The following is a 25137-nucleotide window of genomic DNA, read 5'->3' as shown; positions in this document are numbered from 1 at the left end:
GCGTCCTGAATGAGTCATTCAAGACGTCCGGCCGGCCGCATCCCTTGACCCCCTGTTCCCCGAGGACCACCCATGTCGAGTGAAGACAAGCTCCGCTACTTCCTCAAGCGCGTCACGGCCGACCTGCACGACGTCCGGGCGCGGCTGCGCGAAGCCGAGGAGAAGGCGGGCGAGCCGATCGCGATCGTCGGCACGGCCTGCCGCTACCCCGGCGGGGCGAACACGCCCGAACGGCTGTGGGACCTGGTCGCCGCGGGGACCGACGCGATCGCCGGCTTCCCCGCCGACCGCGGCTGGGACACCGCGCGGCTCTACCGGCCCGGGGACCCGAAGCCCGGGCACAGCTATGTCCGTGAGGGCGGGTTCCTGCCCGAAGCCGCCGACTTCGACCCCGAGTTCTTCGGCATCTCGCCGCGCGAAGCCGTCGCCATGGACCCGCAGCAGCGGCTGCTCCTCGAAGTCGCGCACGAGGCGTTCGAGCGCGCCGGGCTGCCGGTCGACGACCTCCGCGGCAGCCGCACCGGCGTGTTCGTCGGGGGCATGGCCCAGATCTCCGGGCCGTCCGAAGAGCAGATCGAGGCCCTGTCCGGGTACCTCCTGACCGGCAGCGCGGCCAGCGTCTTCTCCGGCCGGATCGCCTACACCTTCGGCCTCGAAGGCCCGGCGCTGACCGTCGACACGGCGTGCTCGTCGTCGCTGGTCGCCATGCACCTCGCCGCGCAGGCCCTGCGCGCCGGCGAGTGCACGCTCGCCCTCGCCGGCGGGGTCACCGTGATGACCACGCCCGAGGGGTTCGTCGAGTTCAGCCAGCAGAACGGGCTCGCCGCCGACGGCCGCTGCAAGGCGTTCGCCGAAGCCGCCGACGGCACCGCCTGGGGCGAGGGCGTCGGGATGCTCGTGCTGGAACGGCTTTCCGACGCGCGCCGCCACGGCCACCCGGTGCTCGCGGTGCTGCGCGGCTCGGCGGTCAACTCCGACGGCGCGTCCAACGGCCTCACCGCGCCGAACGGTCCTTCGCAGCAGCGGGTGATCCGGGCCGCGCTGGCGAACGCGCGGCTGGCACCGTCCGATGTGGACGTCGTCGAAGCGCACGGCACCGGCACGACGCTGGGCGACCCGATCGAGGCCGAGGCGCTGCTGGCGACGTACGGCCAGGACCGGGACCGGCCGCTGTGGCTGGGCTCCCTGAAGTCCAACATCGGCCACACGCAGGCCGCCGCCGGGGTCGGCGGCGTGATCAAGGTGATCGAGGCGATGCGCCACGGCGTGCTGCCCCGGACCTTGCACGTCGACGCGCCGTCGTCGCACGTGGACTGGTCGGCCGGGCCGGTCCGGCTGCTCACCGAAGCCGTGCCGTGGCCGGACACCGGCGCGCCGCGGCGGGCCGGGGTGTCGTCGTTCGGGGTCAGCGGCACCAACGCGCACGTGATCGTCGAGGCGGTCCCGGCCGAGGCGGACGAGCCGTCGGCGCCGCTGCCCGTGGTGCCGTGGGTGCTCTCGGCCAAGACCGGCCCGGCCCTGCGTGACCTCGCACGGGCCCTGCGTTCCTGCACTGACGACCCGGTCGACGTCGGCCGCGCGCTGGCCACCACGCGGTCGGTGCGTGAACACCGGGCGGTCGTCCTCGACGCGGCCGGGCTCGACGCCGTCGCCGACGGTGTGAGCGAGCCGGCCAACCCGGGTGACGTCGTCTTCGTGTTCCCGGGTCAGGGTTCGCAGTGGACCGGGATGGGCCGGGAGCTGCTCGAAACTTCGCCGGTTTTCGCGGCGCGGATGGCGGAGTGCGCGGCGGCGCTGGAGCCCTTTGTGGACTGGAAGCTCCTGGACGCGCTCGACGGTGATCTGGAGCGGGTCGACGTCGTGCAGCCGGTGCTGTGGGCGGTGATGGTCTCGCTGGCCGAGGTGTGGCGGTCGTACGGGGTCGAGCCCGCCGCCGTGGTGGGTCATTCGCAGGGTGAGATCGCGGCCGCGGTGGTCGCGGGTGGACTGTCCCTTGAGGATGGTGCGCGGGTGGTCGCCCTGCGGAGCAAGGCGATCCTGCGGCTGTCCGGACTGGGCGGGATGGTGTCGCTGGGCACGTCGGCCGAGCGGGCTCGTGAGCTGATCGCGCCGTGGGACGGGCGGATTTCGGTCGCCGCGGTGAACGGCCCGTCGTCGGTCGTGGTGTCGGGGGAGGCCGCGGCGCTCGACGAGTTGCTGGCTTCGGTGGACGTGCGGGCGCGGCGGATCGCCGTCGACTACGCGTCCCACTCCGCGCAGGTGGAACTCCTCGCCGACGAGCTGGCGTCCGCCCTGGCCGAGGTGAAACCGCGTTCGGGCCGGATCCCGTTCGTGTCCGCGGTGACGGGCGAGGTGCTCGACACCGCTTCCCTGGACGCCGCCTACTGGTACCGCAACCTGCGGGAACCCGTCCGGTTCGACCAGGCCGTTTCGACCCTGCTCGGGCTGCGGGCGACCGTCTTCGTCGAGTGCAGTGCCCACCCGGTGCTCACCGTCGGCGTCGAAGAGACCATCGACCAGGCGGGGGCGGCCGCCGCCGCGGTCGGCACCCTGCGCCGTGACGACGGCGGCCTGACCAGGCTCTTCGCCTCGCTGGGCGAGGCGTTCGCCCGCGGTGCCGACGTCGACTGGGCCGGGCTGTTCGCGGGCACCGGCACCCGCCGCGTCACCCTGCCCACGTATCCGTTCCAGCGCGATCGCTACTGGTCCGAGCCCGCGGCCCCGCGCCGCCGCACGGCCGTCGACGACCTGCGCTACGAAGTCACCTGGCGGCTCGTCCCCGCCGAGACGTCCACTGTGGACGGCACCTGGGTCGTGTGTGGTCCGGAAGACGACCTCGCCGACCGCATCGCCCAGGCCCTGGCTCGCCACGGCGCGGAGGTCGTCCGCACGACGGAACTCGGTGACACCACTGGTGTGCGAGGCGTCATCGCCGTCGCCCCGGCCGGACGGACGCCGGGGCACCCCGACGTTCCCGCCGGGTTCGCCGCCGCGCTGGCACTGGTCCGCGCCGACGTTCCCTTGTGGATGGTCACCCGCGGCGCCGTCTCGACCGGGGCCGCGGACCCGGTCACCGACCCGGAGCAGGCCCTCGTCTGGGGCCTCGGCCAGGTCGTCCGCCAGGAGCAGCCGGGCCGCTGGGGCGGTGTCGCCGACCTGCCCGCCGACGCGGACGACGCCACCGTCGAGCTGTTCCTCGGCGCCTTGACCGGCATCGAGGACGAACTCGCCGTCCGGTCCGACGGCGTCTTCGCCCGCCGGCTCACCCGGCCCGCCGCCACGACCGCCCGGCGCACCTGGCGCCCGGGCGGCACCACGCTGATCACCGGCGGCACGGGCGCGCTCGGCGCCCACGTCGCCCGCCGGCTGGCCGCCCTGGGCGCCCCGCACCTGCTGCTGGTCAGCCGCGGCGGCCGCGATGCCGAAGGGGCTGCCGAACTGGAAGCCGAACTCACCGGCCTCGGGGCGCGGGTCACCGTCGCCGCGTGCGACGCGGCCGACCGCACCGCGCTCGGTGCGCTGCTCGACGCCCTGCCCGCGGACGCGCCGCTGCGCGCGGTGGTCCACACCGCCGCCGTGCTGGACGACGCCGTGCTCGACGAGCTCACCCTCGACCAGGCCGGCCGCGTGCTGCGGGTCAAGGCCGAGGCCGCCATCGCGCTGCACGAGCTGACGCGCGACCTCGACCTCGACGCGTTCGTGCTGTTCTCGTCGCTCGCCGGGACCTACGGCGGCGCGGGCCAGGGGAACTACGCGCCGGGCAACGCTTTCCTCGACGCGTTCGCGCGCTACCGCCGCGGCCTCGGGCTGCCGGCGACGTCGATCGGCTGGGGCCACTGGGCGGGCGGCGGGATGGCCGACGGCGGCCTCGAGACACGGCTGCGGCAGCGCGGGGTACCGCCGATGCCGCCGGAGCTGGCCCTCGACGGCCTGCAGCGCGTCCTCGACCTCGACGACACGGCCGTCGTCGTCGCCGACGTCGACTGGACGGCCGCGCAGGAGCCCGGCCGGCTGCTCGCCGACCTGCTCCCGCGCACCGGTACCGAGACCGTCGAACCCGGTCTCGCGGACCTGGCGCCGGGGGAGCGGGACCGGCGGCTGCTGGCGATCGTGCGCACGCAGATCGCCGCCGTGCTCGGGTTCGCCGAGCCGGACCGGATCGAGCCGGCCCGCGCCCTGCGCGACCTGGGGTTCGACTCGCTGACCGCGGTGGAACTGCGCAACAGGCTCGGCGCCGCGGTCGGCCTGAAGCTGCCCGCCACGCTCGTCTTCGACCACCCGAGCCCGGCCGCGCTGGCCGGCCACCTCGCGTCGCACTTCGGTGCCGCGGCGGCGAGCACCTCCGTCGTGGAGCGCGGGGCGGCCGACGAGCCGATCGCGATCGTGGCGATGAGCTGCCGGTTCCCCGGCGGCGTCGGTTCACCGGAAGACCTCTGGGAACTCCTGGCGGCCGGTCGTGACACGGTCGCGCCGTTCCCGGCCGACCGCGGCTGGGACGTCGACGCCGTGTACGACCCCGACCCGGAGACCCCGGGCCGGTCCTACGTCCGGCACGGGTCCTTCGTGGACGACGTGACCGGCTTCGACGCGGCGTTCTTCGGGATCAGCCCGCGCGAGGCCCTCGCGATGGACCCGCAGCAGCGGTTGCTGCTGGAGACGGCGTGGGAGGTGTTCGAACGCGCCGGGCTCGACCCGGCGGCGCTGCGCGGCAGCCGCGTCGGCGTGTTCGCCGGCACCAACGGCCAGGACTACAGCACCCTGCTGATGAACGCCCGCGACCAGGTCGAGGGTTACCTCGGCACCGGCAGCTCGGCGAGCGTGTTCTCCGGCCGCGTGGCGTACGCGCTGGGGCTGGAGGGCCCGGCGGTCACCGTGGACACGGCGTGTTCGTCGTCGCTGGTGGCGCTGCACCTGGCGGCGCAGGCCCTGCGCGCGGGTGAGTGTTCGCTGGCGCTGGCCGGCGGGGTGACGGTGATGTCCACGCCGATCGGGTTCGTCGAGTTCTCGCGGCAGCGCGGCCTGGCCGCCGACGGCCGCTGCAAGCCGTTCGCGTCGGCCGCCGACGGCACGGCGTGGGGCGAAGGCGCCGGGCTCCTGCTGGTGGAACGCCTGTCCGACGCCCAGCGGCTCGGCCACCCGGTGCTCGCCGTGCTGCGCGGTTCGGCGGTGAACCAGGACGGCGCGTCGAACGGGTTGACGGCGCCGAACGGGCCGTCGCAGCAACGGGTGATCCGGGCCGCGCTGGCGACCGCGGGCCTGTCGGCGTCCGATGTGGACGTCGTCGAGGCGCACGGGACGGGTACCCGCCTGGGCGATCCCATCGAGGCGCAGGCACTTCTGGCCACCTACGGGCAGGACCGGGCGGAGCCGCTGTGGCTGGGTTCGGTGAAGTCGAACCTCGGGCACACGCAGGCGGCCGCGGGGGTCGCCGGCGTGATCAAGGTCGTCGAGGCGCTGCGGCACGGGGTGCTGCCCAGGACGTTGCACGTCGACGAGCCGTCGGCCCAGGTCGACTGGTCGGCCGGTTCGGTGCGGCTGCTGACGGAGTCCGTCGGCTGGCCCGCGTCCGGCCGGCCGCGGCGGGCCGGGGTGTCGTCGTTCGGGATCAGCGGGACCAACGCGCACATCGTCCTGGAGGAGGCACCCGCCGCGGTCGCGCCGGCCGAGACGTTTTCCGGTGGCATGGTGCCGTGGCTGGTTTCCGCGCGGACCGAGGACGGGCTGCGGGCGCAGGCGGCGCGGCTGCTGGAGTTCCTCGAGACCGGGCCCGACCTCGTCGGGACGGCGCGGACGCTGGCCACGGGCCGGGCGTCCCTCGAGTGCCGGGCCGTCGTGCTCGCCGCCGACGCCGAGGGGGTGCGGCGCGGGCTGACCGGGCTCGCCGAGGGCCGCGCCGTCGCCGAGGTGGTGCGGCCCGGGTCTTCCGGCGAGGTCGCGTTCCTGTTCTCCGGTCAGGGTTCCCAGCGCGTCGGGATGGGGCAGGAGCTGTACGCGGCCTTCCCGGTCTACGCGGCGGCGTTCGACGCGGTGTGCGCGCACCTGGATCCGCGGCTCGGTGACTTCCTCGGCTCGCCCGAGACCGAGTTCGCGCAGCAGGGCATCTTCGCGGTGGAAGTGGCGCTGTTCCGGCTCCTGGAGTCGTGGGGTGTCCGGCCGGATGCCGTGGTGGGCCATTCGGTGGGGGAGATCGCGGCGGCGCACGTCGCCGGGATCCTGTCGCTCGAGGACGCTTGCGCACTGGTCTCGGCGCGCGGCCGGCTGATGCAGGCATTGCCCCCGGGTGGCGTGATGATCGCGGTCCAGGCGTCCGAAGCGGACATCGAACTTCCTCCCGGTGTTTCCCTGGCCGCGGTGAACGGGCCGGATTCGGTGGTGCTGTCCGGGGTCGAAGCCGCGGTGACCGAGTATGCCGCGAAGTTCGCGAAGACCAAGCGGCTCAGCACGAGTCACGCGTTCCATTCGGCGTTGATGGAGCCGATGCTGGCGGAGTTCGCGGCGGCGATCGACGGGATCGCCTGCGCCGAGCCGTCGATGCGTTTTTTGTCCACTGTGGACGGGTCCGCGGTGACGCCGGAGTACTGGGTGCGGCAGGTGCGGGAGCCGGTCCGGTTCGCCGAGGCCGTCGAGCGGCTGCGGGCCGCGGGCATCACCCGGTTCGTCGAGCTGGGCCCGGACGCGGTGCTGACCCCGATGGTCGACGGGGCGATTCCCACCCTCGCCGCCGGCCGGCCGGAAGAGACCGGCGTCCTCGCCGCGGCGGCGCACCTCGCCGTCGACTGGGCGCGGGTGTTCGGCGCCGGCCCGATCCGCACGGACGTGCCGACGTACGCGTTCCAGCACGAGCGGTTCTGGCTGGACTCGGCCGGCGAACCCGACTCCCTCGGCCACCCCCTGCTCAGCGCGGCGGTGGAGCTGCCCGAATCCGGCGGCCGGGTGCTGACCGGCGTCCTGTCGACCCGGAAGTCGCCGTGGCTGGCCGGTCACGCCGTGCACGGCACGGTCATCCTGCCCGGCACGGCGTTCGTCGAGCTCGTCCTGCGCGCGGGCGCCGAAGCCGGGTGCGAAACGGTGGAGGAGCTGACGATCGCGGCGCCGCTCGCGCTGACGGAACCGGCCCGCGTCCAGGTGGCGATCGGCGCGGCCGACGCCGGGCGCCGGTCGGTCACCGTCCACTCGCGACGCGACGACACCGGCGAGTGGACGCGGCACGCGACCGGCGTCCTGTCCGACGCGCAGGTGGCGGCGGAGGACCTCGGCGAGTGGCCGCCGGCTGGAGCGTCCGAAGTGGACGTGACGGACCTGTACCAGGGCTTCGAAGACCGCGGCTTCACGTACGGGCCGTCGTTCCAGGGCCTGCGGGCGGCGTGGCTCCACGAGGGATCGGTGTTCGCCGAGGTGGCCCTGCCGGCCGCCGACCACGACACCGCCGGCCGGTTCGGCCTGCACCCGGCCCTCCTGGACGCGGCGCTGCACGGCCTCGGCTTGGGCGACCTCCTCCCGGATGACGGCCAGGGCCGCCTCCCGTTCACGTGGTCCGGCGTGACGCGCCACAGCTCGGGCGCGGCGTCGCTGCGGGTGCGGCTGACGCCGATCGAGCCGGGAACGGTGTCCCTGACCGTCGCCGACGGCGAGGGCTGTCCGGTGCTGACGGTGGCGTCGCTGGTGCTGCGCCCGGTGCTCCCGCAGATCGGCGACGCGCTGTTCCGCCTGGAGTGGCGGGAGGCCGAGCCCGGCCCGGTGGCGGGCGACGCGGTGTACCTGCCGGTCGAGACCGCGGACGTCCACACGACGACGTCGGCCGTGCTCGCGGCGATCCACTCGTGGCTGTCCGCCGACCGCGACGGCGAGCTGGTGTTCGTGACCCGCGGAGCGGTGGCCGCAGCCGACGGCGACGACGTACCGGACCTCGGAGCGGCGGCGGCGTGGGGCCTGGTCCGGGCGGCGCGCTCGGAGCACCCGGGCCGCTTCCGCTTGGTGGACCTGGACGAGGGCGCTCCGGCGCCGGCGTTGCCCGAGGGCGAGCCGGAGCTGGCGGTGCGCGCGGGCCGGATCCTGGTGCCCCGCATCGCACGCGGAACGCTGGGCGGGATCGAGCTGCCAGAGGGTGAGTGGCAGCTGGTGGTGACCGAGCCCGGCACGGTGGACGGCCTCGCGGCGGTCTCGCTCGCCGCGGGCGAGGATGCGGACTTGCGGCGCTCGTCCGCGCCTCTCGGCGCGGGTGCGGTGGCCGGGCCCGCGGGCTCGCTCGCCGTGGATGGCGATGCCGCCTCGGGTGGCTCGGCATCGTCGCTTGGTGCCGAGGCCGAAGCGGCGGGCTCGCTCGCCGTGGATGGCGATGCCACTTCGCGTCGCCCGCTCGCTCCCGGTGAAGTGCGCGTCGCCGTCCGGGCCGCGGGTGTCAACTTCCGGGATCTCCTCAACGTCCTCGGCCGGTACCCAGGCGGGCCCGTCCCGCTCGGGCAGGAAGCCGCCGGCGTCGTCACCCACATCGGGCCCGGCGTCACCGCCTTCCGCCCCGGTGATCGCGTCTTCGGTCTCTTCCCCGGCACCTTCGCCACCCACGCGACCACCGACCACCGACTCCTCAAGCCGGTTCCCGCCGGGTGGACGGTCGCCCAGGCCGCGACCACTCCTGTCGCCTTCCTCACCGCCTACTACGGGCTCGTCGAGCTCGCCGAGCTCAAGCCCGGTGAGTCCGTGCTCGTGCACGCGGCCGCCGGTGGGGTCGGGATGGCCGCCGTGCAGGTGGCGCGGTACCTCGGGGCCGAGGTGTACGGCACCGCCAGTCCCGGCAAGCACGCCGCCGTCGACCTCGACTCCGCCCACCTGGCTTCTTCGCGCACCCTGGAGTTCGCCGAGCGCTTCCCCCGGGTGGACGTCGTCCTCAACTCGCTGACCGGCGAGTTCATCGACGCCTCCCAGAGGCTCCTCGCCGACGGCGGCCGGTTCCTCGAGATGGGCAAGACCGACCTCCGCGAGGCGCCCGGCTACCGGGCCTTCGACCTCGCCGAAGCCGGAGCAGAGCGGCTCGGCCGGATGTTCACCGAGGTCCTCGAGCTGTTCGCGGCCGGTCACCTGCGGCCGCTGCCGGTGCGCGCGTGGGACGTCCGGCACGCCCCGGACGCCCTGCGTTACCTGAGCCAGGCGAAGCACGTCGGGAAGCTCGCCCTGACCGTCCCGCGCGCCCTCGACCCGGACGGCGCGATCCTGATCACCGGCGGCACCGGCGCGCTCGGGGCCGCGCTGGCCCGGCACCTCGTCCGCAACGGCGCCAAGCACGTCGTGCTCGCCGGGCGGCGCGGGATCGAGGCGCCCGGTGCGAAGGAGCTCGTGGCCGAGCTGCCCGAGGTGACGGTCGCCGCCTGCGACGTCGCTGATCGGGATGCCGTGGCCGAGCTGGTCGAGGCGCTGCCGCTCACCGCGGTCGTGCACGCCGCCGGGGTGCTGGCCGACGCCACCGTCGACCGGCTCACCGAGGACGATCTCGCCGAAGTCCTGGCACCCAAGGCCGACGGCGCGCGGCACCTGCACGAGCTGACCCGCGACGCCGACCTCGCCGCCTTCGTGCTGTTCTCCTCGGTGTCCGGGCTCGCGGGCACCGCCGGCCAGGGCGGGTACGCGGCCGCCAACTCCTACCTCGACGCGCTGGCGGCGCACCGCCGGGCCGCGGGACTGCCCGCCGTCTCGATCGCCTGGGGCGCTTGGGAAACCGGTATGGCGGGCGAGCTCGCCGAGACCGACCGGCAGCGGATGAGCCGGTCCGGACTGCTGCCACTGTCCACGGAGGACGGCTTGAGCCTGTTCGACGCGGCGGCCGGCGACGCGGCGAGCCTGCTCGTCCCGATGCGGCTCGACCCGGCGGCCCTGCGCGGCGACGACGTCCCGCCGCTGCTGCGCGGGCTCGTCCGGGCGCGGCCGCGGCGCACGGCGATGCCGTCCGACGCCGCCGGGCTGGTGCGGCGGCTGCACGGGCGGACACCGGCCGAGCAGGACGGGGTCGTGCTCGACCTGGTCCGCGAGGCGATGGCCGCCGTGCTCGGGCACGCCGACGCCACCGGCGTCGACCCCGGCCGCGGGTTCCTGGACGTCGGGTTCGACTCGCTGACCGCGGTCGAGCTGCGCAACCGGCTCGCCACCGCGACCGGGTTGCGGCTGCCGTCGACGCTGGTCTTCGACCACGCGTCACCCGCCGAGCTCGCGGCGCACCTGCGCGGCCAGTTGACCGGCGCCGAGCCGGACGCGGACCGCCTGCTGTCCGAAGTGGACGGCCTGGAGGCGCGGCTGCTGGCCGCCGAGCTCGACGACGCCGGCCTGGCGGCCGTGCACGGCAGGCTCCGGACGCTGCTGGCCAAGTGGTCCGGCACCGCGCGGGCCGCCACCGTCCCGGACCGCCTCGCCACGGCGTCCGCGGACGACCTCTTCGACTTCATCGACAACGCACTGGGGAGCTGACGGTGTCCAACGAGGACCGGCTGGTCGAGTACCTCCGGCGGGTGACCGCCGAGCTGCAGCAGACGCGCACGCGCCTGCAGGAGGTCGAATCCGGCGAACCCGAGCCGATCGCCGTCGTCGGCATGAGCTGCCGGTACCCCGGCGGCGTGGCGTCGCCCGACGACCTGTGGGACCTCGTGCGGGACGGCCGCGACGCCGTCACGCCGTTCCCCACCGACCGCGGCTGGGACCTCGCCGCACTGTCCGATCCGGACGGTCGCGGCACGAGTACCGCCGCCACCGGCGGCTTTCTCGACGACGTCGCCGGGTTCGACGCGGACTTCTTCGGCATCTCGCCGCGGGCCGCCCTCGCGATGGACCCGCAGCAGCGCGTCCTGCTCGAATCGGCGTGGGCGCTGTTCGAAGACGCCGGCGTCGACCCGGCCGGCCTGCGCGGCGGCCGCACCGGCGTGTTCGTCGGCGCGTCCTCGTCCGGCTACGGCAGCGGCTGGTCCGTCGCCCCCGAAGGGCTCGAAGGCCACCTGCTGACCGGCAACGCGGGCAGCGTGATCTCCGGCAGGCTCGCCTACCAGTTCGGTCTGGAAGGCCCGGCGGTCACGGTCGACACGGCGTGCTCGTCGTCGCTGGTCGCGCTGCACCTCGCCGCGCAGGCCCTGCGTGCCGGCGAGTGCTCGCTCGCGCTCGCCGGCGGCGTCATGGTGCTGGCGTCGCCGACGCTGTTCGTCGAGTTCAGCCGCCAGCGCGGGCTGGCCGCGGACGGGCGCTGCAAGTCCTTCGCCGCCGCCGCGGACGGCACCGGCTGGGCCGAAGGCGTCGGCCTGCTCCTGCTGGAGCGGCTGTCCGACGCCCGCCGCAACGGCCGCGACGTCCTCGCCGTGGTCCGCGGTTCCGCGGTCAACCAGGACGGCGCGAGCAGCGGCCTCACCGCCCCCAACGGTCCTTCGCAGCAGCGGGTGATCCGCGACGCGCTGGCCGGGGCCCGGCTCGCCCCGTCCGATGTGGACGCCGTCGAGGCGCACGGCACCGGCACCCGGCTGGGCGACCCGATCGAGGCGCAGGCCGTGCTGGCCACCTACGGCCGCGACCGGCCGCACCCGCTGTGGCTGGGGTCGCTGAAGTCGAACATCGGGCACGCCCAGTCCGCCGCCGGGGTCGGCGGCGTGATCAAGGTGATCCAGGCCCTGCGCCACGGCGTGCTGCCGAAGACGCTGCACGTCGACGAGCCGACGCCGCACGTCGACTGGGCGGCGGGGAACGTCCGGCTGCTCACCGAGGCCCAGCCGTGGCCCGAGACCGGGCGGCCGCGCCGCGCGGGCGTGTCGTCGTTCGGGATGAGCGGCACGAACGCCCACGTGATCCTGGAGCAGGCCCCGGAAACCGAACCGGCGGCGCTGACGAAACTGCCGGTCACGCCGGTGCTGCTGTCCGCGCGGACCGCGTCCGCGTTGCGGGAGCAGGCCAGGCGGCTGTCCACTGTGGCCGCGGCGCTGCCGGAGCTGGCGGCCGCGCTGGCCACCCGGGGCGGACTGGACCACCGCGCCGTCGTCGTCGCCGAGGACCGGGACGCGCTGCTGAGCGCGTTGCGGGAGTTCGACGTCATCCAGGGCGAACCCGGCGGCAAGACCGCGTTCCTGTTCACCGGGCAGGGTTCGCAGCGGGCCGGGATGGGCCGTGAGCTGTACGAGGCTTTCCCGGCCTACGCAGCCGCGTTCGACGCCGTGTGCGCCCACCTCGACCCTCGCGTGCGGGAACTGTCGGGCTCGGCGGAGACGGAGATTGCCCAACAGGCCATCTTCGCGCTCGAAGTCGCGCTGTACCGGCTGCTGGAGTCCTGGGGCGTTCGGCCCGACCTGCTCCTCGGCCACTCGGTCGGCGAGATCGCGGCCGCGCACGTCGCCGGCGTGCTCTCCCTCGAAGACGCGTGCACGCTCGTGGCCGCGCGGGGCCGGCTGATGCAGGCCCTGCCGGAAGGCGGCGCGATGATCGCCGTCCAGGCGTCCGAAAAGGACATCCAGCTGCCGGAGGGTGTTTCGCTGGCCGCGGTCAACGGCCCGGACTCGGTGGTGCTGTCCGGTGAAGAATCCGCGGTCGCCGAGTTCGCGGCGAAGTTCGCGAAGACCAAGCGGCTCAAGACCAGCCACGCCTTCCACTCGGCGCTGATGGAGCCGATGCTCGCCGAGTTCCGCACGGTCCTCGACCGGCTCTCGTACGCCGCGCCGGCGATCCCGCTGGTGTCCACTGTGGCGGACGACGCGCCGTGGGACGCGGGCTACTGGGTCCGCCAGGTCCGGCAGCCGGTCCGGTTCCACGACGGCGTCGAGCGGCTGCGCGCCCAGGGCGTCACCGTCTTCGCCGAGCTGGGCCCGGCCGCGGTCCTCGCCCCGCTCACCGACGGCGCCGTCCCGCTGCTGCGCGCCGACCGGCCCGAGGCCGACACGCTGATCCGCGGCCTGAGCACCCTGCACGTCCGCGGCACGGCCGTCGACTGGCCGGCGTTCTTCGGCGGCGCGCGACGCCTTTCGCTGCCGCACTACCCGTTCGAGCACGAGCGGTTCTGGCTGGCCGCGCCGGCCGCGACCGGGGACGTCACCGCCGCCGGGCTCACCCACCCCGACCACCCGCTGCTGGGGGCCGCGCTGGCGCTGGCCGACGGCGACGGCTTCCTCTGCACCGGACTCCTTTCGGCGCGGTCGCACCCGTGGCTCGCCGACCACGTGGTGCTCGGCTCGACGCTGGTGCCGGGCACGGCGTTCGTGGAGCTCGCGGTGCGCGCGGCCGAGCAGGCGGGCTGCGACGGCATCGGCGAACTCACCCTCGAAGCGCCGCTCGCCCTCCCGGACGGCGGGGTCGAGGTCCAGATCACCGTCAGCGCCACCCGCACCCTGCAGATCTACTCGCGCCCGGCCGGTTCGGCGTTCGACGAGCCGTGGACCCGGCACGCCACCGGCGTGCTGACCAGCGGGAACCGGCTCGCGGCCGGACCGGTCGAGTGGCCGCCGGCGGACGCCGAACCCGTCGAGGTCGACGACCTCTACGCCCGGTTCGGCGACCGCGGGTTCGGCTACGGCCCGGCGTTCCAGGGCCTGCGCGCGGCTTGGCGGCGTGGCGGCGACGTCTTCGCCGAAGTGGAACTACCGCTGGACAACGCGGGGAAGTTCGCGCTGCACCCGGCGTTGCTCGACTGCGCGCTGCACGCGATGGCGCTCGGCGTCCTCCCGGACACCGGCGCGGGCCGGGTGCCGTTCAGCTGGGCCGGGGTGACGGTGGCCGCGCGCGGCCGCTCGGCCCTGCGCGTCCGGCTGTCCGCCACCGGTCCCGAAACGATCACCCTGGTGGCGACCGACGAAGCCGGGGAACCGGTCGTCGCGGTCGAGGCGCTGACCGTGCGGCCGGTGGCGGTGCCGCGGCAGTCGCTCTTCGCCGTCGACTGGCCGCAGCTGCCGCCGGGTGGGACGGCCGAGGACATCCGGACGGTGGTCCTGACCGTCGACGGCGGTACGGACCCCGCCGCGGTGCACGCTTCGACCACCCGCGTCCTCGCCGGGCTGCAGGACTGGCTCGCCGCGGAGCACGCGCCCGACGAGCGCTTGGTCGTGGTGACGCGCGGCGCGGTCATGGACGAGTTCACCGATCTCGCGGGCTCGGCCGTGTGGGGCCTGGTCCGGGCGGCGCAGGCCGAGCACCCCGGCCGGTTCGTGCTGGTGGACACCGACGACGTCGACGGGCTCACCCGCTTCCCGGCCGGGGAACCGCAGTTCGCGGTGCGCGCCGGCCGGGTGTTCGTGCCCCGCCTGACCCGCGCCACCGCTCCGGCGGCCGAATTCCCGTCGTGGGAAACAGTTCTCATCACGGGTGGTACCGGCGCGCTCGGCACCGCGCTCGCCCGGCACCTCCTCGAGCGCGGGACCGGCCGGGTCGTCGTCGCCGGTCGCCGCGGTCCGGACGCCCCCGGGGCGGCGGCCCTCACCGAGCTGGGTGCCGAGGTCGTGGCCTGCGACTGCACCGACCGGGACGTCGTTTCGGCGCTGCTCGGCTCGCTGCCCGGCCTCGACGCGGTCGTGCACGCGGCCGGGGTGCTCGACGACGGTGTCCTCACTTCGCTCACCCCGGAACGGTTCGAAGCCGTGCTGCGGCCGAAGGTGGACGCGGCCTGGCTGCTGCACGAACTCGTCCCCGATGCGCACTTGGTTCTGTTCTCTTCGGTCGCGGGTGTTTTCGGCGCGGCCGGGCAGGCGAACTACGCCGCCGCCAACGCCTACCTGGACGCGCTGGCGGCCCACCGCCGGGCCGTGGGACTGCCGGGCCGCTCGATCGCCTGGGGCGCCTGGGAAACCGGGATGGCCGCCGGCCGCGACGGATTGTCCGTCGAGGACGGTCTGGCGCTGTTCGACGCCGCGCTGGCGGCGGACCGGGCGGTCAGCCTGCCCGTGCGGCTCGACCTCGCCGCCTTCCGCGGTGGTCCGGTGCCGGCGTTGCTGCGCGGCCTCGTGCGCACCCCGGCCCGGCGCGCCCGCCCGGTTTCGTCGTTCGGCGACCGGCTGGCCGCCGCGCCCGCGGCCGAGCGGGAGACGCTGCTGCTGGACTTGGTCCGGACCGAAGCCGCGGCCGTGCTCGGGCACGAACCGGGGGCCCGCGTCGACGCCACGCGGGCGTTCGGCGATCTCGGGTTCGACTCCCTGACCGCGGTCGAGCTGCGCAACCGGCTCGCCGAGGCGACCGGGCTCCGGCTGTCGTCGACGCTCGTCTTCGACCACCCCGGCGCGGACGCGCTGGCCGCGCACCTCGGTGCGGAGCTGCTGGGCACCTCGGTGTCCGAAGTCGAGGCGACCGTCGTCCGCGCCGACGAGCCCATCGCGATCGTGGGCATGAGCTGCCGGTACCCCGGCGGCGTCGGCTCGCCGGACGACCTGTGGCGGCTGGTCGCGGAGGGCCGCGACGGCATCGGCGAGTTCCCGGACGACCGCGGCTGGACCGTCGAACACAGCACCGACCCGGAGCGCCCGGGCACGACCACCACCCGTGAGGGCGGCTTCCTCTACGACGCGGCGGAGTTCGACGCGGCGTTCTTCGGGATCTCGCCGCGCGAGGCACTGGCGATGGACCCGCAGCAGCGGTTGCTGCTGGAGACGTCGTGGGAGGCGTTCGAGCACGCGGGCATCGCGCCGGATTCGCTGCGGGGCAGCCGGACCGGCGTCTTCGCCGGCTTGATGTACCACGACTACGGCGCCCGGCTGACGACCGCGCCGGCGGACGTCGAGGGTTTTCTGGGGATCGGGAACTCCGGCAGTGTCCTTTCCGGACGGATCGCCTACTCGTTCGGCCTGGAAGGCCCGGCGGTCACGGTCGACACGGCGTGTTCGTCGTCGCTGGTGGCGCTGCACCTGGCCGGGCAGGCGCTGCGGTCGGGTGAGTGTTCGCTGGCGCTGGCCGGCGGGGTGACGGTGATGGCGACGCCGGCGACGTTCGTCGAGTTCTCGCGGCAGCGCGGGCTGGCACCCGACGGCCGCTGCAAGTCGTTCGCCGCCGCGGCCGACGGCACCGGGTGGGGTGAAGGCGCCGGCGTGCTCGTCCTGGAACGCCTGTCCGACGCGCGGCGCAACGGGCACCGCGTGCTCGCCGTGGTCCGCGGTTCGGCGGTCAACTCCGATGGCGCGTCGAACGGCCTGACCGCGCCGAACGGGCCGTCGCAGCAGCGGGTGATCCGGGCCGCGCTGGCGACCGCGGGCCTGACGCCGTCCGATGTGGACGCCGTCGAGGCGCACGGCACGGGTACCCGCCTCGGCGACCCGATCGAGGCTCAGGCGGTACTGGCCACCTATGGGCAGGACCGCGCCGAGCCGCTGTGGCTCGGGTCGATCAAGTCGAACCTCGGCCACACCCAGGCGGCCGCGGGGGTCGCCGGCGTCATCAAGGTGGTGCAGGCCCTCCGGCACGGCATGCTGCCGAAGACGCTGCACGTCGACGAGCCCACCCCGCACGTCGACTGGACCGGCGGCGAAGTCCGGCTGCTCACCGAAGCCGTCCCGTGGCCCGCGTCCGGCCGGCCCCGGCGAGCCGGGGTGTCGTCGTTCGGGATCAGCGGCACCAACGCCCACGTGATCCTGGAGGAGCCGGAGCGCCCCAATGTGGCGTTCGGTGCGTCAGACGCACCGAACGCCACATTGGGTGCGTCCAGCGCACCCAACGCCACATTGGGGCGCTCGGGGACCGCGGTGCCGTGGGTGCTTTCGGCCAAGTCGCCGTCCGCTCTTCGTGAGCAGGCGCGGCGGTTGCTCGCCGCGCCGGAACAGCCGGTCGAGGCCGTGGGCCGGACGTTGGCCACCGGACGCGCGGTGCTGGAGCACCGGGCCGCCGTCGTCGGTGCGGACCGGGCCGAGCTGCTGCGCGGTCTCGAAGCCGTGGCGGCGGGATCGTCCGCGCCGGGTGTCCACGTCGGACAGCCCGTGAGCGGCAAGGTCGCGTTCCTGTTCACCGGGCAGGGTTCGCAGCGCGCGGGGATGGGCCGGGAGTTGTACGAGGCGTTCCCGGTGTACGCGGCGGCGTTCGACGCGGCTTGTGCGTACTTGGACCCGCGGGTCAAGGAACTCTCGGGAGCGCCGGACACCGATCTCGCGCAGCAGGGGATCTTCGCGGTGGAGGTGGCGTTGTCCCGCCTGCTGGAGTCGTGGGGCCTGCGGCCCGATGTCGTGGTGGGGCACTCGGTGGGGGAGATCGCGGCGGCGCACGTGGCCGGGGTGCTGAGTCTCGAGGACGCGGCCACGTTGGTCGCGGCGCGGGGGCGGTTGATGCAGGCGTTGCCCGAGGGTGGCGTGATGGTCGCGGTTCAGGCGTCCGAACAGGACATTCACCTGCCGGAGGGTGTTTCGCTGGCGGCGGTGAATGGGCCGGATTCGGTGGTGTTGTCGGGTGTGGAAGCCGCGGTCACCGAGTACGCGGCCAAATTCGAGAAGACCAAGCGGCTCAATACGAGTCATGCGTTCCATTCGGCGTTGATGGAGCCGATGCTGGTGGAGTTCGCGGCCGCGATCGACGGGCTCACTGTCGCCGAGCCGGTCATTCCGTGGGTGTCCACTGTGGAAAGTGGTCCGGACTACTGGGTCCGTCAGGTGCGGGAGTGTGTCCGGTTCGCGGACGCGGTCAAGGCCACGAACGCGAGCACCTTCGTCGAGATCGGTCCGGACGCCGTCCTGAGCGCGATGGTCGACGGCGCCATCCCGGTGCTGCGTAAAGGCCATGGCGAAGTGCGGACCGCGCTGACCGCCTTGGCGCGGCTGCACGTGCGCGGGGTTTCGCCGCGCTGGTCGGCGGTGTTCGCCGAGGCGACACCGGTCGAGCTGCCCGGCTACGCCTTCGAACACAACCGGTACTGGCTCGACGCGGGTCCCGCCGCCGGCGACGTGACGGCGCTCGGGCAGTCCGCACCCGGCCACCCGCTGCTGGGGGCGGCCGTGGAGCTGCCGGACGCGGGGACGGTGTTCACCGGCTCGCTGTCGGCCCGGAGCACGCCGTGGCTGGCCGAGCACGAGGTGCTGGGCACGCCGCTGCTGCCGGGCGCGGCGTTCGCCGAGCTGGCGTTGCGCGCGGGCGCGGAACTGGGCTGCCCGGTCGTCGAGGAACTGACGCTGGGCGCGCCGCTCGTCCTGCGCGGCGACGTCGCCCTGCGCGTGGCGGTCGGCGCCGATCGAGCGGTGACCATCCACTCGCGACCGTCCGATGCGGACACCTGGACCCTGCACGCCACCGGAAAGGTGAGCGAGGCGGCCCCCGAAGCGGAAGACCTCACCGAGTGGCCGCCCTCGGGCGCGGTGGCCGTGGACGACCTCTACGACCGCGCCGCCGAGCAGGGCTTCGGCTACGGGCCCGCGTTCCAGGGCCTGCGGGCCGCTTGGCGGGACGGCGAGACGGTGTACGCCGAGGTCGCGCTGCCCGCGGGCTACGCGCCGGAGGAGTACGGCCTGCACCCGGCCCTGCTCGACGCCGCCCTGCACGGGCTCGGCCTCGGCGGCTTCGTCGACGGCCCGCACCTGCCGTTCTCCTGGACGGGCGTCTCGCTGACGGCGTCCGGCGCGGCCGCCCTGCGGGTCCGCATCCGGCGCGCGGGCCAGGACGCGGTCGCGCTGACCCTCGCCGACGAAACCGGGCGGGCGGTGGCGAGCGTGCGTTCGCTCGCGCTGCGCCCGGTGTCCGCGGCGCAGGTCACCCCCGCGCAGTCGCTGTACCGCCTCGACTGGGTGCCGGCCGACGCCGTCGCGCCGGTGCCCGTCGTCGCCGTCGAATGGGAACCCTGTGGGCTGGCCGAAGCGGTGACGAACGCCCTCGAGCTGGTACGGAACTGGCTCGCCGACGAGCGGTCCGCCGCGGCCCGGCTGGTCGTCGTCACCCGCGGGGCCGTGGCGACGCGGCCGGGGGAGGACGTCACCGACCTCGCCGCCGCTGCCGCCCGCGGCTTGCTGCGGACCGCGCAGCAGGAGCACCCGGGCCGGTTCGTGCTGGCCGATCTCGGGCCCGACGACGACCTCCCCGCGTTGCCCGACGAGCCCGAAGCCGCCGTCCGGAACGGGCGCGTCCTCGTACCGCGGCTGGCCCGCGCCGACGTCGCCGGTGACCCCGTGACGATCGCCGATCCGCACGGGACCGTCCTGGTCACCGGGGGTACCGGTGCGCTCGGCGCGGCCGTCGCGCGGCGGCTCGCGGAGCAGGGGACGGGGCACCTCGTGCTCACTTCGCGCCGCGGTCTCGACGCGCCCGGGGCGAAGGACCTCGCCGCCGAGCTGGAAGCCGCCGGCGCGAAGGTCACCGTCGCCGCGTGCGACGTCGCCGACCGCGACGCGCTGGCCGACCTGCTGAGCGGACTGACGCCGACCGCGGTCGTGCACGCCGCCGGTGTCCTCGACGACGGTCTCCTCGACGCCCAGGACGCGGCCCGCCTCGCCGCCGTGCTCGGCCCGAAGGCCGACGCCGCCCGGCACCTGCACGAGCTCGTCCCCGGCGCGCACCTGGTGCTCTTCTCCTCGGTCGCCGGCGCGTTCGGCAGCGCCGGGCAGGCCGGGTACGCGGCCGCGAACGCCTACCTCGACGCGCTCGCCGCCCACCGCGCGGCGCACGGCCTGCCCGGCCGGTCACTGGCCTGGGGACCGTGGCTGGACGGGGGCATGGCCGCCGAGCTCGCCGCGGCCGAACGCCGCCGCATCGAACGCAGCGGCCTGCGCCCGATCGACACCGAGACCGGCCTGGCCCTGTTCGACACGACGTTCGCGCACGCGGAACCCGTGCTGTGGCCGGTCCTGCTCGACCACGCCGGCCTGCGCGCCCAGGGCGAGCACCTCCCGCCGATCCTGCGGGGGCTCGTCCGGGTCCCGGTCCGGCGGGCCACTTCGGCACCCCGCACGGACAACCTCCTCGAAGTCGTCCGCGCCGAGGCCGCCGCCGTGCTCGGGCACGCGTCGGCCGCCGCCGTCGAACCCGGCCAGGCGTTCTCCGACCTGGGCTTCGACTCGCTGACCGCGGTCGAACTGCGCAACCGGCTCGACACCGTCACCGGGCTCCGGCTCGCCGCGACCGTCGTGTTCGACTACGCCACCCCCGCCGCGCTGGCGGAGCACCTCGAAGCCGAGCTGACCGGGGTACGCGCCGACGCGGCCGCCCCGGTGGTCGCGGCGGTCGACGAGCCCGTCGCGATCGTCGGCATGAGCTGCCGCTACCCCGGCGGCATCGGTTCGCCGGACGACCTCTGGCGGCTGGTCCTCGACGGCCGCGACGGCATCGGGGAGTTCCCGGCCGACCGCGGCTGGGACGTCGAATACGACCCCGACCCCGAGCGCACGGGCACGACCTACACCCGCGAGGGCGGCTTCCTCTACGACGCCGCGGAATTCGACGCGGCGTTCTTCGGGATCAGTCCCCGCGAAGCCCTCGCCATGGACCCGCAGCAGCGGTTGCTGCTGGAGACGTCGTGGGAAGCGTTCGAGAGCGCCGGGATCGACCCGGGCGCGCTGCGCGGCAGCCGCACCGGGGTGTTCGCCGGCCAGATGTACCACGACTACGGCGCCCGCCTGACCAGCGTGCCCGAGGGCGTCGAAGGGTTCGTCGGGATCGGCAACTCCGGCAGTGTCCTTTCCGGACGCGTCGCCTACTCGTTCGGCCTCGAAGGCCCGGCGGTGACCGTGGACACGGCGTGCTCGTCGTCGCTGGTCACGCTTCACCTCGCCGCGCAGGCGCTGCGGTCCGGGGAGTGTTCGCTGGCGCTGGCCGGGGGTGTCACGGTGATGGCGACCCCGGCGACGTTCGTCGAGTTCAGCCGCCAGCGCGGGCTGGCGCCCGACGGCCGCTGCAAGCCCTTCGCGGCGGCCGCCGACGGCACCGGCTGGTCGGAGGGGGTCGGCGTGCTCGTCCTGGAACGCCTGTCCGACGCGCAGCGCAACGGCCACCAGGTGCTCGCGGTGGTCCGCGGCTCCGCGGTCAACTCCGATGGTGCGTCCAACGGCTTGACCGCGCCGAACGGGCCGTCGCAGCAGCGGGTGATCCGTGCCGCGCTGGCGGCGGCGGGACTGGCACCGTCCGATGTGGACGTTGTGGAGGCGCACGGCACCGGTACCCGGCTCGGCGACCCCATCGAAGCCCAGGCGGTGCTCGCCACCTACGGCCAGGAGCGGGAAACGCCGCTGTGGCTCGGCTCGATCAAGTCCAACCTCGGGCACACGCAGGCCGCCGCGGGCGTCGCCGGCGTGATCAAGATGGTCCAGGCGCTGCGCCACGGAGTGCTCCCGAAGACGCTGCACGTCGACGAGCCGACCCCGCACGTCGACTGGACCACCGGTGCCGTCCGGCTCCTCACCGAGCCGGTCGAGTGGCCCGCCGGGATCCGGCGCGCGGCGGTGTCGTCGTTCGGGATCAGCGGCACCAACGCCCACGTCATCCTCGAAGCCGGCCCGGCGCCGGCCGAGGTGGAAGTCCCGGTGCACCCGTGCCCGCCGGTCGTGCTCACCGCCAAGTCGCCGGCCGCCCTGCGCGAGCAGGCGACGCGGCTGCGGGCGCACCTGGCCGGCCACCCGCTCCCGGCGGTGGCGCACGCGCTGGTCACCACGCGGGCGCAGCACGCCCACCGGGCGGTCGTCGTCGGTGACGTCCCGGCCGGGCTGGCCGCGCTCGGGCGCGGCGAACCCGGTGTCGTCACCGGTTCCGTGGTGCCGGACGGCCGGACCGCGTTCCTGTTCACCGGCCAGGGTTCGCAACGGCCGGGCATGGGTCGTGAGCTGTACGAGGCGTTCCCGGTGTACGCGGACGCGTTCGACGCGGTCTGCGCGCACCTCGACCCGCGGCTCGGCGACTTCCTCGGCTCGTCCGAGACCGAGTTCGCGCAGCAGGCGATCTTCGCGCTCGAAGTCGCGCTGTTCCGGCTACTGGAAGCGTGGGGCGTCCGGCCCGACGTCGTCGTGGGGCATTCGGTCGGGGAGATCGCGGCCGCGCACGTCGCCGGGATTCTCACCCTGGAAGACGCGGCCACCCTGGTCGCGGCGCGGGGCCGGTTGATGCAGGCGCTGCCCGCCGGTGGCGTGATGATCGCGGTGCAGGCGTCCGAAGAGGACCTTCAGCTGCCGGAAGGTGTTTCCCTGGCGGCGGTGAACGGCCCGGACTCGGTCGTGCTGTCCGGCGAGGAAGCCGCGGTGACCGAGTACGCGGCGGCGTTCGCCACGACCAAGCGGCTCAACACGAGTCACGCGTTCCACTCCGCGCTGATGGAGCCGATGCTCGACGAGCTCCGCGCGGTCGTCGAGGGACTGACTTTCGCCGAGCCGGTGATCCCGATCGTGTCCACCGTGGAAGATGGCGATCCGACCACGGCCGAGCACTGGGTTCGTCAGGTCCGCGAGCCGGTCCGGTTCCACGACGCCCTGCGCGCCACCGGTGCCACGGACTTCCTGGAGCTGGGCCCGGACGGCGTGCTGACCGCGCTGGTCGACGACGGCGAGGCCGTTCCGGCGATGCGGGCCGGTCACCCGGAGGTGGAGACGCTGCTCACCGCGCTGGCCCGGCGGTACGTCCGGGGCCGCGCGGTCGACTGGGCCGCCGGCTTCGGGCCCGGCGGCGGGCACGTCGCCCTGCCGTCCTACGCCTTCCAGCGGGAGCGGTTCTGGCTGGCCGCCGCGCCGTCCGGCGACGTCGCTTCGGCGGGCCTGGCCGCGACCGGTCACCCGCTGCTGGCGGCGATCGTGCCGCTGGCGGAGGAGGACGGCGTCCTCGGCACGGCCCGGCTGTCGCCGCGGACGCACCCGTGGCTGGCCGACCACACCGTCGGCGGGACCACGCTGCTGCCGGGCACCGCGCTGCTGGAGCTCGTCCTGCGCACCGCGGCCGAAGCCGGCTGCGCCGTCGTCACGGAACTGACCCTCGAAGCGCCGCTCGTGGTGCCGGACCAGGGCGTTCAAGTGCAGGTCACGGTCGGCGCCCCGGAAGCCGGGGCGCGGCCGGTGCGGGTCCACGCCCGCCGGGACGCCACCGAGCCGTGGACCCGGCACGCGGAAGGCACGGTCGCCGAAGGCGCGAAGCCCGTGGTGGCCTTGACCGAATGGCCGCCCGCCGGCGCCGAGCCGGTCGCGGTCGGCGACGTCTACCCGCGGTTCGCCGAGGCCGGATTCGGTTACGGGCCGGCGTTCCAGGGCCTGCGGGCCGCGTGGGTGCATGACGAAGAACTGTTCGCCGAGGTCGGGCTGTCCGACGTCCCGGCGGGGTTCCTGCTGCACCCGGCGCTGTTCGACGCGGCCCTGCACACGGCGGCGCTGCGCGGCGACGGCACGGCTCAGCTGCCCTTCGCGTGGACCGGCGTGCACCTCGCGGCGACCGGGGCGACGAGCCTGCGGGTCCGGCTGACCCCGGTGCCCGAAGGGTTCGCGCTCGCGCTGGCCGACGGGACGGGTGCGCCGGTGGGCGTCGTCGACGCGCTGGCCCTGCGGCCGTTCTCGGCCGAAGGACTCGGGGTTCGCGACGCGATGTTCCGCGTGGACTGGGTCCCGGCCACCGGCACGCCGCTCACGCGCTGTGCGGTGCTCGGCGACGACCCCGGCCTGGTCACCGCGCTGGAGCAGTCCGGCGCCGAAGTCGTGGCGCGGGATTCGGCCGAGGTGGCGTACCTGCCCGTGCCGCGGGCCGCGGGTGCGGTTCCGGAAGCGGTGCGGGAGACCGTCACGAGCGTGCTGGCCACCGTGCGGGAGTGGGTGGCCGGGGACGGGCCGCGGCTGGTCGTCGTGACCCGGGGCGCGGTCGCCACGCGGCCCGGCGAGGACGTGTGGGACCTGGCCGCGGCCGCGGTGTGGGGCCTGCTCCGCTCCGCGCAGGCCGAGCACCCGGACCGGTTCGCGCTGCTCGACCTCGACGGCCCGGCCGCCGTGCCGGTACTGACCGGGGAACCGCAGGCGGCGCTCCGCGACGGCGCTCTCCTGGTGCCACGGCTGGCCCGGGTTCGTCCGACGGACGGTGAGGCCCCGGCCGTCGCGGGGAAGGTGCTGGTCACCGGCGGGACGGGGGCGCTCGGCGCCGCCGTCGCCCGCCACCTGGCCACGCGGGGTGCCGGGCACCTGGTGCTGGTGAGCCGCCGCGGCGAGGCCGCGCCGGGAGCCGGCGAACTGGCCGCTGAGCTGCGCGAACTCGGCGCGGACGTCACGCTCGCCGCGTGCGACCTCGCCGACCGGGACGCGGTGGCCGCGCTGTTCGCGGAGCACCCCGTCACGGCGGTCGTGCACGCCGCCGGGGTGCTCGCCGACGGCGTCGTCGAGACCCTCACACCGAAGCAGGTCGAGACCGTCCTGCAGGCCAAGGCCGACGCCGCCTGGCACCTGCACGAGCTGGCCGGCGACGTCACGGAGTTCGTCCTGTTCTCCTCGGCCGCGGGCACCCTCGGCACGCCCGGGCAGGCCAACTACGCGGCCGCGAACGCGTTCCTCGACGCGCTCGCCGCCCACCGCCGCGCGGCGGGCCTGCCGGCGCAGTCCCTCGCGTGGGGCCTGTGGGCCGACGGCATGGGCGACGGCGAACGCCGGGGCGGCGTCACCGCACTGTCCACCGAGGACGGTTTGGCGCTGCTCGACGCGGCCCGCGCGGACGGCGGCGCGACGCTGGTCCCGATGCGGCTCGACCTCACGGTGCGCGGCGAAGTGCCCGCGCTGCTGCGGGGTCTCGTCCGGGCCCCGGCCCGCACGGCCGCACCCGCGCGGCTGCGCGAACGCCTGGCCGCGGTGCCCGAAGCCGGCCGGCTCGAGGTGCTCGTCGGGTTCGTCCGCGCGCACGTGGCGGCCGTGCTCGGGCACGCCGACCCGGACGCCGTCCCGGCCCGGCAGGCGTTCCGCGACCTCGGCTTCGACTCGCTCACCGCGGTCGAGCTGCGCAACCGGATCGGCGCCGAAACCGGTCTGCGGCTGCCACCGACGCTGGTGTTCAGCTACCCGGACGCGACCGCGCTCGCCACGCACCTGGAAGCCGAGCTGCACGTCGAACCCGCCGAGCCCGACCTCGCCGCCGTGCTCGCGGCGATCCCGGTGGACCGGCTGCGGGAAGCCGGGCTGCTCGACGCGCTGCTGCGGCTCGCCGACCCGGACGCCGGACCCGCCGAACCCGCCGAAGCCTCGATCGACGCCATGGACGTGGACGACCTCGTCTCCCTGGCCCTCGATCTTCCCTGACCAGAACGAAACC

General features: G+C 75.0%; 1 protein-coding gene and 2 pseudogenes. All 3 read left to right on the top strand.

Annotated elements, in window-relative coordinates:
- Nucleotides 1-72 precede the first annotated feature (72 nt).
- Nucleotides 73-123, top strand: a pseudogene (locus AB5J73_RS01760) (polyketide synthase docking domain-containing protein); the annotation flags it as partial.
- Nucleotides 115-10452: pseudogene (locus AB5J73_RS01755) on the top strand (type I polyketide synthase); the annotation flags it as partial. The pseudogenes AB5J73_RS01760 and AB5J73_RS01755, both read left to right, overlap by 9 nt.
- A 2-nt stretch (nt 10453-10454) precedes the next feature.
- Nucleotides 10455-25124, top strand: a complete 14670-nt coding sequence (locus AB5J73_RS01750) for an SDR family NAD(P)-dependent oxidoreductase (protein WP_370967404.1) — start codon at nt 10455-10457, stop codon at nt 25122-25124.
- The last annotated feature ends 13 nt before the right edge of the window (nt 25125-25137 follow it).

Origin of the sequence: Amycolatopsis sp. cg9 (assembly GCF_041346945.1) — a bacterium.
Classification (GTDB): Bacteria; Actinomycetota; Actinomycetes; order Mycobacteriales; family Pseudonocardiaceae; genus Amycolatopsis.
The sequence above is the reverse complement of the archived record's forward strand: the minus strand, read 5'-3'. Positions and strand labels throughout refer to the sequence as shown.